A 15,257-nucleotide genomic window follows, 5' to 3' on the forward strand; every position below is an offset into this window, starting at 1 on the left:
ATCACGATCAAATGGCATACGTTGACAATACCATGATTATCAGAAGAGACTTATTGGCAAGAATGGCCGAGCTCTATAACAATGGGAAATTTATTGAAGGATTGGATAGAATACCTTTAGAAATGGCCCCCAGAAGAAAACCGAGTTCCGATCGCTGCTGTATCTTCAAAGAACGAGTGATTATCAAGGAAAAGTTAATTCCTCTTTTAGGCTTTGATTTAGATGAATACCGAGATGAATTGAAAACACTGGCCTCCTACGCTGAGGAAGCATTGGAAAGAAAAGATCCGATTAATAAAATTTTAACCGTAGTAGATGAAGCCTGCACCTCGTGCGTAAAAAATTCCTATATCGTAACCAATCTTTGTAAAGGTTGTGTCGCACATCCTTGTATGATGAATTGCCCAAAGCAATCAATCAGTTGGAATGCGAATGGACAAGCACAGATTGACCCAAAAACATGTATTAATTGTGGTATTTGTATGAGTGTTTGTCCCTATCACTCTATTATATATATGCCAGTTCCTTGTGAAAATTCCTGTCCTGTTGGCGCGATCTCCAAAGATGAATATGGAATTGAGAGAATTGACGAAGCGAAATGTATTGATTGCGGAAAATGTATTACTGCATGCCCATTTGGTTCCATCATGGAAAACTCACAAATCGTAGATGTGATGAAATCTATTAAGGATGAAATTACAGAAACAGTAGCAATTGTGGCTCCTGCAATTATTGGTCAATTTAAAGCAAAGACAGAGCATGTATTAGCAGCAGTAAAAGAGCTTGGTTTTAACCACGTTATTGAAGTTGCGAAAGGTGCAAATGTTACTACCGTAAATGAGGCAAATGAGCTTATTGAAAGACTAGAGCAGAAAGATCCGTTCATGACAACTTCCTGCTGTCCGGCTTATGTTTCAGCCGTTGAAAAACATATTCCTGAAATCGAAAAATATGTATCGAAGACTAAAAGTCCGATGTATTATACTGCTGAAATTGCTCGTAAAAAGTATCCAAATGCCAAAATTGTTTTTATCGGACCCTGTATTGCTAAGCGTCGCGAAGGGATGAAAGACCCAAATGTGAATTATGTGATGACCTTTGAAGAGCTATCGGCTTTATTCAAAGGATGGAAAATAGAAATCGAAGCGGAGCATTCTATTTCATTGGATAAAAATATTATTAATCATGGTAGAGCATACGCTGCAAGTGGTGGTGTCGCCCAATCGGTTTTAGATGTGAAACCTTATGTGAACATCAAACCGGTAATCGTAAACGGATTGGATAAGAAAAAAATTAAAATGCTTAAAGCCTTTGGTAAAACAGGCAAAACAAGTGGCAATTTTATTGAAGTAATGGCATGCGAAGGTGGCTGTATTGCTGGTCCTTGTGCCAATTTTGATGCCAAGACAGGAGCTAGATTATATGAAAAGAATCTTTCGGAATTAATTGCAGAGGAAGATTAATAATCCTGTAAACAAGCTAATTTCATAATATGATTTTAAAAATGGCTATCCAATTTAAGGTAGCCATTTTATATAGATAGCTCTTTCATGGAAATTGAGATCGATTACAACAGTTAACTTATTTACGCCATAAATCTAACAAGACAGGTAAGTGATCGCTAAAACCACCTTGATACTTGTATCCGGCAAAAGTACGAAATGGCTTTACGCCATAATAGGTTTTGTCTTTCTCCAATAAAAAATCAGGAGCAAAAATACTCATCCCGGAAGGTTCACAATACAAATAGCTTGCTTTATTCAATAAGGAACCAGAGACCATAAATTGATCCAGCATTCCCCATTTACCATGGTATTTATGACTTCCAATGTCACTTTTATTTAAATAGGAATAAGCCAGATTGTATAATCTATCATTTAGATAATCCTGTTTTGCTGGTAAAGCACCTAATACTTTCCGAATAGATTCGTTATCCGGATAATCATTAAAATCGCCCATAACTATTACCAATGCATTGCTATTAACTTTGAGTATAGAATCCACACTTTGATGAAGTACCTTTGCGGCAGAAATTCTTTTATGCTCCGATTCTAATTGTCCGCCCCATCGAGATGGCCAATGGTTTACAAAAATATGCAGGGTGTCCTTCGTTGGTGCTATTCCCTTTACGTAAAGAATTTCGCGGGTAGATAAAGCACGTCCTACGGCATAGTGAACTTGCAAAAATGTAGTATCTATTGGTCGAAATCGTTCCGGTTGATAAATCAATGCTACATCAATTCCTCGGTGATCCGGAGAATCGCGATGAATAATTTTATAGCCAATTTGCTTTAGGTAACCGAATTTAAAAATCCCATCCAGAACAAAGCGATTTTCAATCTCGCAAAGCCCTATTAGGTCGGGAAAATCCCAGCTCCCTGCTGCCATTATTACTTTTGATATTTGCTGAGATTTCTTTTTATACTTCTCCCAGGTCCAATGTCTTTCTCCCTTGGGAAGGAACTCATTATCCAATCTCAAGGTATCATCAAAGGGGTCAAAAAGGTTCTCTACATTATAAAACATCACCCTAAAATCGCCCCGCTTAGCATCCCCTATATTGGTGATCACATTCTGACTTTTAAGCAACTGCCCACAAGTCAAGAGAATTAAGGTAAGGATTAATTTATTCAGCATATTCGTAGGTTCCTAAATCCGGAGCATTATCTTCATTCCTTCTATTTCCCCTACTGTCTATAGGAAATAAATTTCCATATTCAACATTTCCGATATTAATACAAGATGAATTCACCTGAAGGGTAAAATCAGATACTTCGGCATCAGAAAATAATGGATTTTCATTAAAAATACATTCCGAAAATACCGAAGTATATTCGTTTTGTTTTGAGTCGCTAAGTTTGATAAGAGAATTTACCAATTGTATATTATCTGTCTGTGTTAATTCTATTTCATCATTTTTAATTCCCCAAATAATAGAATTTCCGATGGTAAGACTTAGCAAAGGATTCTCCGAAATTTTAAGAATAGAACTGGAGCGTGAAAAATAAAACCATGTATTATAAAAAGTGGAATGATACAATTCACACTTACTCTCCCCATCCATACTCAAGCACTCTTCGCCACAATTTGAAATCAATAAGTCATGTGCCCTTAAAAGTGTATTAGAGATATAAATACCAGTCTGATTAAAATTTCTAATTATTCCATATTCCAGTTCCAGCGAATTATTCTGGCTTGATGCCCCTTGAAAGTGTAAGGCATTACTTCCATTTTCGAGAATGAAATGAGAGAATTTATTATTTTTACTCTCCTCGTAGAAGTAGATTCCACCCCATTGAGCAGGCACCTGATCATATAATTTCTCCTGACGTTCGCTCCCAAAATAAACCGGTTTTTCGAAACTCCCCAGTACATTGATTTCTCCCTTGATATGCAAAGCAGCTCCTTTTTTAAAATAAACTCTGCCACCTTCCTCAATCGTCAAAGTTACACCTTGATTCAAATAGGTTGAATCAACAATTAAATAAGGACGATTTGCCGTCCATGTTTGCGTATTGCTGATATTGCCTGTGATTCTATAAACATCCTGTGCCCAGGTTTCAAAAACAACTTTCTGCTGCTCGCCATCCCTATCAAACACCAATTGATCCTTTAATAATCGAGGGGCATCCTCATTTGCAGGGTTGAGTGCCACTTCCACAAAAGCAAATAAGCTATCATTTTCTGCCAAATCAACATCAATCCACTCCTTGCCTTGCTCTCCATTTAAATTGATTCGATATGGCGAATTTTCATCTTCCAGATATATTCGGGAAATATGTATTTCTTTAGTACTGCGATTATAAATCTTAATTTGCTTTGTAGTAGATCCATTTCCTGTTAGTAGTGTATCAAAGGAAAGTGTATCCACAGAAAAACTCAAGGATGAATTCCTATCAAGAGAAAAGTCATTTCCTTTTTCACAAGCATAACAAAAAGCAAGCAACAATACTATTATCAGATACAGATGAGATTTACTCATTTTCAATTATTTTAATCAAAACCGAAGATAATCAAATATACATACTTTAATGAACAGACTCCAGCTTTTAGGAAAACGCAACGCTTTTTGGTCTCAGAAACCCAGATCTAGTAAAAACCCACCGCATTTTGGTCTGAGAAACTCAGATCTCAGGCAAATACCATTTGATTTGCTAAGCATCTTCGAGATACTAAGCAAGTTTCTGCAAATTGGATATTCAGAAACCCAGATCTAGCGAAAACCCACCGCATTTTGGTCTGAGAAACTCAGATTTCAAGCAAATACCATTTGATTTGCTAAGCATCTTGGAGATGCTAAGCAAGTTTCTGCGAATTGGATATTCAGAAACCCAGATTTGACAAAAATCCAAATGGATTTGCTAAGCAAGTTTATGTGAATTACAAAGCTTAGAAGAAGATATAGCTTTTACTATTTCGTTTAATTCTTTGTGTTTTTGTTTTACTAAAATTACGATCGGCAGCCCTGCGTTCTCTTAATCTACTTGCCCGTTTCATCTTGTTAGGAATATCAAAATTGATTCCCAGCGTAATTTCGTGTGTTCCGTTACTACTATCCGCAATAAGGTTATCGGTATAATGATCGTAAGAATATCCGAGATAATACTGATTGTAATTAACCCCAATCATACCAACAATTTGGTCGTTTGTCCTATACGAAACAGCCATCCAAAAATGATTGATGAAAAGTTTTGTGGAAATATCATAATACAGATCGGAATTAATGGTTTTTCGTACGATGACAGATGGTTCTAAATCTACCAAATCCCTTAGATGGAAAGTGTAGCCAGCAGTAGCATAAAAATGACGCATCATGATATCATCATTGATATTGTTATCGCCCATTTTTACAGCAGATTGAAATAGGTGAGCAGCAGATAATCCAACAAAATAATCATCGTTATACAAAAACACCCCAAAATTGGCATCCGGTACATAGGAAACCTCATCAGTTCCGGTATATAAGGGATCGTTTACAGGTATATCCTTGCCATCGAATTTATACTGATAAAATACGCCACCCAAACCAAAGGCGAGACGAGTTCCTGTTTGTCCCAATCGCTTTCGGGTGAGCTGTAAATGATAAGCATAAGAAAACTCTATTCCTGTTCGCGATATGGCTCCATAATTATCATTAAAAAAATATCCTCCTACTCCAACTCCATTTTGTTTATTTCTTCGGGACAATGGGTTCCCCATCACATTACAGGTAGAGCATTTTTCACCCATATTTTTATTGAAACTCAAAGCCTGAGTTTCGGGTGCCCCTTCCACTCCAGCCCATTGCTGACGCAAACTCAATCGCAAGGGAGAGTACATTCTACTCCCCGCCATAGCAGGATTCAACAAAAACCCATTCTCCACATATTGACTATACAGAGGTAATTGCTGGGCTTTTACTGATGTAAGTGCGAATAAAAATAATACTATTAGAAGATGTATTTTTCTCATTATAATCTACTGGTCAGGTTTAAAAGTAATAAATTATCGAAGAATAGTTACCGTTCCGAGCATTGGTTTTTCCTCATCCACCTCTACGGCATAATAATAGGAACCAATAGGTAATTTCATATTACCATCTGCACCTCTCCAGGGAGCACCTTTATATTCATTTCCAGTTCCGCTGAATTTAAAAACAGCTTTTCCCCATCGATCATAGATTACAATCTTTAGATTTTGAACGAATTCTATTCTATCAATATCCCAATAATCATTGTAGCCATCGTTATTTGGTGTAAATGCTTTTGGTATTCTTATTCTTCTTTCAAATAAATATTCCAGAACAATAGTTGAATCGAGAGGACAATTATTTTTATCTGTAATAGCTAGATTGTAAGTACCTCTTTCCAAATCATCAATTTTATCTCCTTCATAAGGATTCAAATCCTGATCGGTCCAATCAATATTGTAATCTAAAACACCTCCGGTAATATTTACATTGATACTTCCATCCTTAGAGTCGTAAGTGGTTGGACGAATTACCTCCACTTGCATTGCCAAAGGCTCCGGTTCAAAAATTTCCACACTCGAAGTGTCTTTACAACCTTGAGCATCAATAACGGTTACATCATATTTACCCAACTTCAAGTCTGTTGCTTCAGGACTATCCTGACCATCAGACCAGGTAACCGAATAGTCTGGTGTTCCACCCTGAATATCAACCAGAGCTCTACCAGAACCATCACCATAACAGAGTACATCTGTTGCATCATTGACCTGAGCAATTAACGAATCCGGTTCATTTAATATTTTTTCTCCGCTATAATCACATCCATTACCATCTGTTACAATATAGTGATAGGTTCCTTTTTCCAATTCTTCAATATTTTGGGTAACACTCCCATAATTGTCCCAGTTAACAGAATATGGTTGTGTACCATTTGCAATATCTAAATGAATCCATCCATTTTCAAATCCATAACAAGTAGGATCTTTAAAATCGCTAACCGAGGCAGTTAATGCCTGAGGCTCTACGATATCAATTGTAACTGGTTTCGACACACATGAATTTTGATCTGTAATCACAACACTGTATGATCCTTTAGCAAGATTCTGTTGATCCTCATCGGTATTGGATGCAACGCTACCAGTCCACAAGCAAGCATATCCTGGTGTTCCTCCCTTTGGATGAATATTAATGTACCCATCAGTTAATCCCGGACAGGAAATATCCTTTTTCCAATATTCTACTTCAAGTGGTTCTGGTTCACTTACCATTACAATAATACTCTGTTCTTCGTAACCTGGATCTCCAGCAGAATCATAAATCGTTAAGGTATATTTCCCTGCCGATAAATCACTAATATCCTTATCAGTACTTTTAAAATAATGCGGTCCGGCCCATGAATAAGTTACATTCTCCGGTGCACTATAGCCTTCCACTCCAATACTTATCTCCCCATCAGTACCACCCGGACAGGTTACATTTTTTGAAGAATTAACGTAGAGCAATAATTTTTGAGGTTCATGTATCTTTTTGCTTTCCTCTATTCTACATCCGTTGGCATCGATGGCAGAAACTTCATAGATTCCCATTTCTAAACCGTTTATACTAATATTTCCACTTGTATTACCAACATCAGCATAGGAATATCCATTCGGACCTGCAACCATAATTGTATAAGGCTTTGTGCCACCTGTAACACTTGCGCTTACAGTTCCATCCCTTTTTCCAACATCCGTAATATCTGTAGGATTAACAGTTAATACCAATTCTGATGGCTCACTAATCAATTGATTTCCGCTAACCGAACAACCAGGTGTGGTTATTACTTTATAGAAATATGTACCTGGTGCTAAATCAAGAATATGCTTCGCAGAAGATAAAAAGCCTGCTCCATTTGTCCATTCGATTTGATAGTCGGCATTTCCAGCATCTACGCTTATTTCAATTTCGCCATTCGCAGCCTGACTACATGTAACATCTTTATAATTTGTTACACTAACAAGAATTGGATCAGCAGGCATCAGGTCGTAGCTTGCTGTTGCTGTTTTTCCTGCTCCACTTACTGTTACCGTGTAAGTTCCCGAAGCCAATCCGCTAACCGTTTGTCCTGTTCCGGTATATCCGGAAGGACCATTCCAACTGTAAGTATAAGTACCGGATGCATCACTGGTAATTGCTTTCAACTCCCCATCACTGGATCCAACACAACCAACTGGTTTTACTTGATCGATATATGCATACAAAGCATTAGGCTCTTCAATGATAATTGACTTTTCAACTGTAGTACATCCCGAAGCATCGGTTGCTACAACTTTGTAAACACCTCCAACTAAATTATCGATAAGATAAGTATGATCATCAAAATTATCGGGGCTATTTTTTGTAAACCCTGGACCTGTTACCGTAAATGTATAAGGTGCTGTTCCATCTATTGTTTCGATAGAAAGCATTCCATCATTTCCTCCATTAACACTAACATTTTGCTCTACCACCAAACCCAATTGTAATGGTAAACCAAGATCTAGCGCAACGGTATCTACTGCAGAACAATTTTTCTTATCCGTAATTAGTAGACTGTATTTTCCGGATTGTATATTTTCAATATTCTGGCTGTATGATCGATAATCATCAGGACCAGACCAGCTAAAGGAATATCCACTATTTCCACCATAAGGAGATACCCGAATAATACCATCATTAGTTTTCTCGCAAGTAGGAAATACAATATCATCCACAAGGAAACCCATTTTCCCTGGCTGTGTTACTTCCACTTCTTTATTGAATACACAATTATTGGCATCTGTTATTTTTACTGTGTAATTTTTGGGTGCTAAATCAGAAAAGATACCATCTGTACTTTCCACATCATCTAAAAAGTACTTATAATCAGGAGTTCCTTGTTTAGCTTCTACAAATATTTCCCCGGAATTTTCGCCATTACAATTGGTTGGTTCCACCACTAATTCATTTGTGGTCAATTCTTCCGGTTCAATTAGTTTATGTGTGGTGTCTGCAAGGCAATTTGCAGCATCAGTAAGCTTTAGTTGATAATCGCCACCAGGCAAACCACTAATATTTATATCACTCGAAGTAAATCCGTTTGGACCTGTCCATGCGTATTGATAATCTGGCACACCACCACTTACGATTGGTGTAAATTCACCATTATTATCCTGATAACAAAGCAAATCTTTAGGATTTAAATTCACTTCCATTTTAGGATTAGAATTCAAGAGAACTGCTTCCTCATTGGTTTTACAATCATTTTCATCGGCAACATATACAGTATAATCACCAGAGAATAGACCGGTAATATTAGATGCTGTTTGTAAATTATCGTTGAGATAATACGATAAGTTTCCGGTTCCGCCAGAGGCATCAATATTAATTTCCCCTGTAGGTACCGTATAACAGGTTAAATCTTTGGTAGCAATATCATCAATCTGTAATTTATAAGCATCAAACACATTTACAATGGTATCGAATTCACAGCCTTTGCTATCGGTAACATTAATAGAATATTTACCTGGCGCAAGATGCAATGCAGTACTTTCCCAAGTACTAGTATTGGTAGAAGAAACAACATCACTTCCTGCTTCATCCTTCCAAATAAAGCTGTAATCGGGATATTGAATATTGGCTATACCTGCAACAATTCTACCATCGCCTTGTCCAAAACATTTTACATTATTAGCTGTGATTTCGAGCGAAACAGTAGAAATCGTTCTTAACGAAACTTCAATTACCGATACAATTTGACAAACGGTGCCGTCTGCTGCTACATTATCAAGGCCATAATTTACCTCTACTTTATAAAAACCACTCTCCGAAACTTCGATTACAGCATTGGTTTCTCCCGAAAGTTCAGCATAAGTTCCTGCAGTTCCATCCGGACTAAAATACCACTGAAAAGTAGTAGCACTATTTATAGGAAATCGTTTTACATGATCTAAGACAGCAACATTACTACACCATTCCTCACGAGGTTGGTCGAATGATTCTTCGAATGATGGCGGATTATCCTCTCCACTAGGATCAGTAACCTCAACAAAACCACTACTATTAATTTTCTCACACTTATAATGAACCGGATGATCCACACCAGAACCCGTACTTCCTTGAATATCCGTAAAGGAAGCATTATAAATGTGTTTGAAAGTTCCCGCTGGTTTATAAATTCTGGCTATTAAACCAGGAGTATCTGATTTTAAGAAAATGTAGGAACAACGTACACCTTCCATTTTCAAATCATTAATTACAGTTATAGTTTTTCCACCTTGAATGGTATTATTTTCGTAACCAAGTGTAAACTCAAGGTTCGTAAAAGTATTGTCTCCAAAAATCTCACCTTTCTGTAAAAAGCGTGTTGAACCAAAAAATCCCTGACCATTACCATTAATATTTATCACACCGTTGTTGTAGAAATCAACAAAACCAAAAGTAACATCTGTATCGGTAGCACAAAATATTCCACCCCCATTTGGGAAGGTGATTTTAGAATCTGTAGCTGTAAAATCGAGTCCTCCGGCTGTATTCATCTTCATATTCCAACCGGTAATTGCATCGGAAGTAACAGTTACCAATGATCCTGACATATCAAATTTTCTTACTGCATCAAAATCATCTAAGGATAAGGAACTAAACCTGCCAATTGTAAAGTCATGACCTTGAGTAGATACAGCACCATTTTCGATATAAAGATCTCCGGATGTAATTAATTCCGAAACCCAATTCCACGTTTGACCTGCTCCTTGAAAAACAACATCACCATTCATCGTTTTAGCTGCAAAATCCACTGTTTTAGTATCCAATTTTCCATCCCCTATAAATTCGAATTTCCCCTGCATATCGATGGACATATTGTCTGATAAATCCATGGAACCACCAATTTGTAATTTTGCATTTACTTTAAAATTTGCAGCAGGATCAATATCATCGTTCCAAATAATATTGTGACATTGAGCATCAGCAGTAATTTCAACCAATTTACTTCCTAAAAAAGAATACTGTGTAAAATACACATCGTCGTTCAAGGTTGGCACACAGCCTTCCTCGCTACCATCTTCACTTCTGCTCCAGTTTTCGTGATTACCCCAATTATCATCGGCTCCTTTACCTACCCAGTATAATGCTATAGGAGCGATAGCTCCATCTGTGATCCAGCCATCAACATTCCCTAAATCAAATGAATTGGTTGCAGTATAATTTGCACCTTTCGAAGTATCACCTTTTATGTCTTTCAACTGCAAAAACTGACCAGTAACATTATTGGCAGCGACAACAGTTGTTTGATCTCCATCAGAATCGGAATGCAAATAAATAGGAGCAAAACAACTTCCCTCTGCTAAGAGATAGTCCATATCATAGGATCTGCCCTCCTCCAGTTTATATTCAAATCCACGTGCTAATTCAAGGGTTCCAAACTGATTTCTACCTATAATTTCACCATTTCCACCAAATTTTACAGATGAATAATAAGGTGGTGTTCCACTTTGAGATCCCCCACTTAAAACACCATTTTTTTCAAAAACAAGTGAATTAAAGGAAATTGAACTAATGTTAGACCTTAAAATTACCAGTTCAGCATCAACAGTAAACTTTATTGTACTGTTATCTGATAATAATTCAAATACTTGATCACCATAGACATTTGAAAGATTAAAATAAACTGATCTTCCTGATTTATCCTCTTTACCATTAATAAACACATTTGAATTTTCTATATCCAAACTGCGAGGATTATCACCTTTTGAAGTAATACTCTTGCATTCCAAATTATTACCATCGGTAATTAATTTTCCGTAGCGAATAAAACAATCGCCTTCTATTTGCACATCATCCAACAAATTCCAAACACCGTCTTTTCCATCGAATTCGACAATATTAGGAAATATGTAACCAAATGTATTGATCTGGTAATTGCCAGTACCCCGGAAATAAAAGTTCACCATTGGGGAAAGATCTATACTAACTTCAGAATTAAAGATTAATGATCCGTAAATATAGACTCCTGAAATATCGGTAGCTCCCATTTCAAAATTAGGACGAGCTGGTTCAGATCCGGTCCAATCCATTGTTTTGCAACGAATATCACTTGCCCCAGTAAAAACAGTCTGCTCTGTATCGGTAAAAGAACCATCATCAAAAAACACATTATCTTTTGCTGTTGGCACACAACCGTCAGGATTATCACCTGAAGATGTTGACCAATGGTTAGGATCATCCCAATTTCCTGTTCCTCCTACCCAAAATAAATCGGTTCCTGCTGATTCATCCTGGAAATCCCATCCGGTAGTATTTCCCAAATCAATAGAAGATTTAGCTACAAAAACTCCGGTAGGTTCGGCATTAATATTTAAAAGATTAACCGAATTTACAGTAATATTGGATACTCCCCCTTTGGCTTGGAAAATAGCTGCATCCGACCTGGAACCAGTAATATCAATGGTTCCTTCACAAGCACCATTGGCTATTATATTTCCTAAAATAAAGGTTTGTCCGCTTTCAAACACATAAGTTTTTCCCACAGCCATTTGAATGCTATTGGCAGTAAAACTGATTTTAGAGTTATTTGGTTTCCGGAAAAAAGTATTTCCTTGAAATACCATGTCATTAAAACTCACATTATCAGCAGTAACATCAAGGTAGGCACTTCCGTCTGCATCTTTAAAAGAGACATCATTAAAAATAAGACTTTCTGTTCCTGCCGAAATTATAAGGTTTCCACCATTTGAAAACTCAATTGTAGAAGCTCCTGCATTCAAAGTAAATGCCTCTGCAGAAATTTCCATTTTCTCCAATTGAACCGTTGAAGTACCCAAATCCAAGGATCTGATATGATCAGCAGCATAATTAGAAAATAAGGTATTTGCTTTTACATCATGATTTTCTGTAATCAAACTTCCATACCTTAAAAATACAGAACCATCAGTATTTAAATCACTTTTTAGCGTCCATGACAATGCTTTCCACGTTCCATCTTCTTGTTCATTTCCTTCAAAATTCAAATCACCCTGAAGTTTAACTAGTCCTGTATTTACAGTTTCGGCAAGTTCTGACTTAAAGGAAATATCGCCTGAAAAGTAATAATGATCTGCAGTCAAACCCGATAAATCAAGACTTCCGAAGATAAGGATTGGCTGATCGCCAGAAAATTCCATTAAGGCGGCATTCGACCAGCTCATATTTTTACATTCGGCAACTTTTCCTTTTTGAGAAATATTAACAGATTTACTATTGATTACATTTACTTCATCAAAAATTACAGTATCAACACGAGTAGGAATACATCCCGTACTCCAGTTATCTGCTGTAAACCAATCGTCGTCTTTAGCTCCAGTCCATTTTACTACTGTTCCTATTAAATCATTAGGAAAAGTCCAGCCCGTAAAACCTGACACACCAATAGATTGACTTGCAACCAATTCGTTCCCATTATCGATTAATCCACCTTTTACGCTAACATCTTCAATCCGAACCCGCTGAATAAAATCAGAAGTTTCATCACAATCAAAATAAGCAATGCCTCCATCTCCTTTAAAAGAAATATATTTAGAACAAGTACCCATGGCATTTAAACCATCTTTATTTAATATTTTTTGCTCGCTACCCGCCTGAAATAAATATTCTTTTCCCTGATTAAAGCTTAATTTTTCATATTGATGATTACCTATAACTTTTGCATTTCCGTTAAAGGTTAAATCCACAAATGTGGGATCGGAACTTCCTTCATTTGTAAGAAAAACCTGACTATCAATAGGATTAAACTGAACAGATCCATAATCTACACCATCCGAAACATTGGTATATAATTCGGCTCCACTTGTGGTGAACAGGATTTTTGCATTTGCGAACAACAAGATAAATCTGGAACCTTCTACATCCCATGCTTTGGAAACACCATCTGTGATGGTCACATCAGATCCATTAATATTCAATGTTCGATTAAAATCGCTATTGGAAACAAACTGACCAGTAGAAAGATCAAATCCCCCACTTATTAAGTTTCCGGAAACCAATTCTAAAATATTGTCAATACTACAATTTGCAGATAAAGTCCAGGTTCCATTTCCATCAACTATCACAGATCCTGGCAAAGTTGAATTAATTAAAATTGTATTACTGGCATCTCCCAGAAATGAAGTTGTACCTGTTAAATTCCAGGTAGCATCACCCGCCTTTAATGAACCGAATATATTTAGATTCTCACTTCCACTTAAACTTGAATTATCGCTAATAGTTAAATCTTTACATTCTGCTTCAACATCTATAACAACGGTTGAAGTTCCCGGAATAATCACATTATTAATCCGGGAAGGAACACAATTTGGATTCCAGTTATTAGGGTTTCCCCAATTATTATCTTCTGCACCAGTCCATGTATAATCATCAGCAGCCGGAGGGATAAAATTCCAATTTATATTTCCGCCTAAATCGTAGGAATTATTTGCAGTAAAATCTATTGCTGCTCCATCTGCTTTTATATTTTGTACTTTCAAATAATCGAGATCTACTGCATCGGCAGCGATCGTTCCTCCCATACTTTCCCCACTAATATTAATGTATGCAAAACACTGTCCTTTCGCTTCAAACAGTCCATGCACATTTTGTACACCCCCACTAAAAATGAAATAATTATGTCCTTCGGAAAAATGAAGTCCCTGAAAATCATTCTCCCCTTTCAAGTTTCCATCTTGTACAAATATTACCGTATTAAAACTAGCTAATGCTGCGTTTGTTTCAATAGTTCCGGAAGTTCCGGAAAATTCAACATCGTAAAATTCTATCCTTTTTGTACCAAAAGTCTCAATTTTAGAATCATTAGAGCTAATAATAATTTTAGAATCACCAGGGTAAAGATTGAGGTTTTCGGTTTGAATATACAATACAGAAGCACCACTTTCCTGCAGGGTAATTTCTGAAGAATTTAAATAAAGCTCGCGAGAAACTGCATTTTCAGAAAGAATACGACCACAACTAACATTTGCTTCAATACTTAATGTTCCCTGATTAAAGTAAATATCATGATCGAACAGATTTAAGGGACTCGTAATTCTCCAACCTCCATTATTTTCAAAATAGAAATCTCCATTAAAAACATTTCCTCCAAAATCTATTATATTTCCCAATGTATTTGCACGAAAATACAATGGGCGATCCAAATCAATAATCATTTTATCATTGAAAGTAACTCCCCCATAAATAACCAAATAGTGATCGGAAATGTCATCGGTTTTTAAAGTTGGCATATTTTTAACATCACCCCAGTACATGTTAGCGCATCTGGCAACGTTAGTTATCACCACATTTGCATTAGGGGACGGAAATGAATATTGGTCGAAAAAGACGTTATCATCCTTGTCCGGTAATTGTGCGTCAGGGTTCACTTTACCGCCCGGTTGATCGCTCCAATGTTGAATATCATTGAAGTTACCGGAACCGCCAATCCAGTAAAAATCACGCGCCTGAGTGATTATGAATATAAATTGAAATAATATTAGTAGTAGTAAACGTGCTCCATATCTTTTCATAACGATTCGTTTTCTAAAGCTTTTAATTCTTTAATGCATCGATATATCATTAATTTCCATCAATAAAGAATCATTTAGTTTTGACGAAAGAAAAATAAATAAGTTTCAAATTTCGCAATAAATTTCAACATACTGATAATTAATACCGTTTAATTTTAAGTAAACCCTAAAAATTGTACTCAATTTTATGAATATTCTTTTGGCTGATAATAATTAAACTCCACTAAAATTAAAACGTAAAAAACCCGATATACATTTTTGTAATCGGGATTTATACCTTA

5 protein-coding genes are annotated in these 15,257 nt (G+C 36.4%); 1 reads left to right on the forward strand and 4 read right to left on the reverse strand.

Annotated features, from left to right (window positions below; translation table 11 throughout):
• The first annotated feature begins 11 nt into the window (after positions 1–11).
• Positions 12–1,463 (forward strand): monomeric [FeFe] hydrogenase, encoded by a 1,452-nt coding sequence (locus DLK05_RS12495; RefSeq protein WP_127344343.1) that lies wholly within the window; start codon positions 12–14, stop codon positions 1,461–1,463.
• A gap of 118 nt (positions 1,464–1,581) precedes the next feature.
• Here the strand turns inward: DLK05_RS12495 and DLK05_RS12500 are convergent, their stop codons facing one another.
• From DLK05_RS12500 to DLK05_RS12515, 4 genes are all read right to left on the reverse strand, one after another.
• On the reverse strand, positions 1,582–2,637 hold the full coding sequence (locus DLK05_RS12500) for an endonuclease/exonuclease/phosphatase family protein (RefSeq protein ID WP_127344344.1): 1,056 nt from the start codon (positions 2,635–2,637) through the stop codon (positions 1,582–1,584).
• Entirely contained in the window at positions 2,627–3,982 is a 1,356-nt protein-coding gene (locus tag DLK05_RS12505; protein ID WP_127344345.1) for a beta-helix domain-containing protein, read from the reverse strand. The genes DLK05_RS12500 and DLK05_RS12505 overlap by 11 nt, the downstream gene beginning before the upstream one ends.
• Positions 3,983–4,389: 407 nt before the next feature.
• Complete coding sequence (locus DLK05_RS12510; protein ID WP_127344346.1) at positions 4,390–5,451, reverse strand: PorP/SprF family type IX secretion system membrane protein; 1,062 nt, start codon at positions 5,449–5,451, stop codon at positions 4,390–4,392.
• Between the two features lie 33 nt (positions 5,452–5,484).
• Positions 5,485–14,976, reverse strand: coding sequence for a T9SS type B sorting domain-containing protein (locus tag DLK05_RS12515; protein ID WP_127344347.1), 9,492 nt, complete (start codon positions 14,974–14,976; stop codon positions 5,485–5,487).
• Positions 14,977–15,257 lie beyond the last annotated feature (281 nt).

Origin of the sequence: Ancylomarina longa (genome assembly GCF_003996985.1) — a bacterium.
Taxonomy (GTDB): Bacteria; Bacteroidota; Bacteroidia; order Bacteroidales; family Marinifilaceae; genus Ancylomarina_A; species Ancylomarina_A longa.

What these genes read in the sequence shown, in the direction of transcription:
- DLK05_RS12495 (WP_127344343.1), top strand. Translation starts at nt 12, where the DNA reads ATGGCATACGTTGACAATACCATGATTATCAGAAGAGACTTATTGGCA.
- DLK05_RS12500 (WP_127344344.1), bottom strand. Translation starts at nt 2,637, where the DNA reads ATGCTGAATAAATTAATCCTTACCTTAATTCTCTTGACTTGTGGGCAG.
- DLK05_RS12505 (WP_127344345.1), bottom strand. Translation starts at nt 3,982, where the DNA reads ATGAGTAAATCTCATCTGTATCTGATAATAGTATTGTTGCTTGCTTTT.
- DLK05_RS12515 (WP_127344347.1), bottom strand. Translation starts at nt 14,976, where the DNA reads ATGAAAAGATATGGAGCACGTTTACTACTACTAATATTATTTCAATTT.
- DLK05_RS12510 (WP_127344346.1), bottom strand. Translation starts at nt 5,451, where the DNA reads ATGAGAAAAATACATCTTCTAATAGTATTATTTTTATTCGCACTTACA.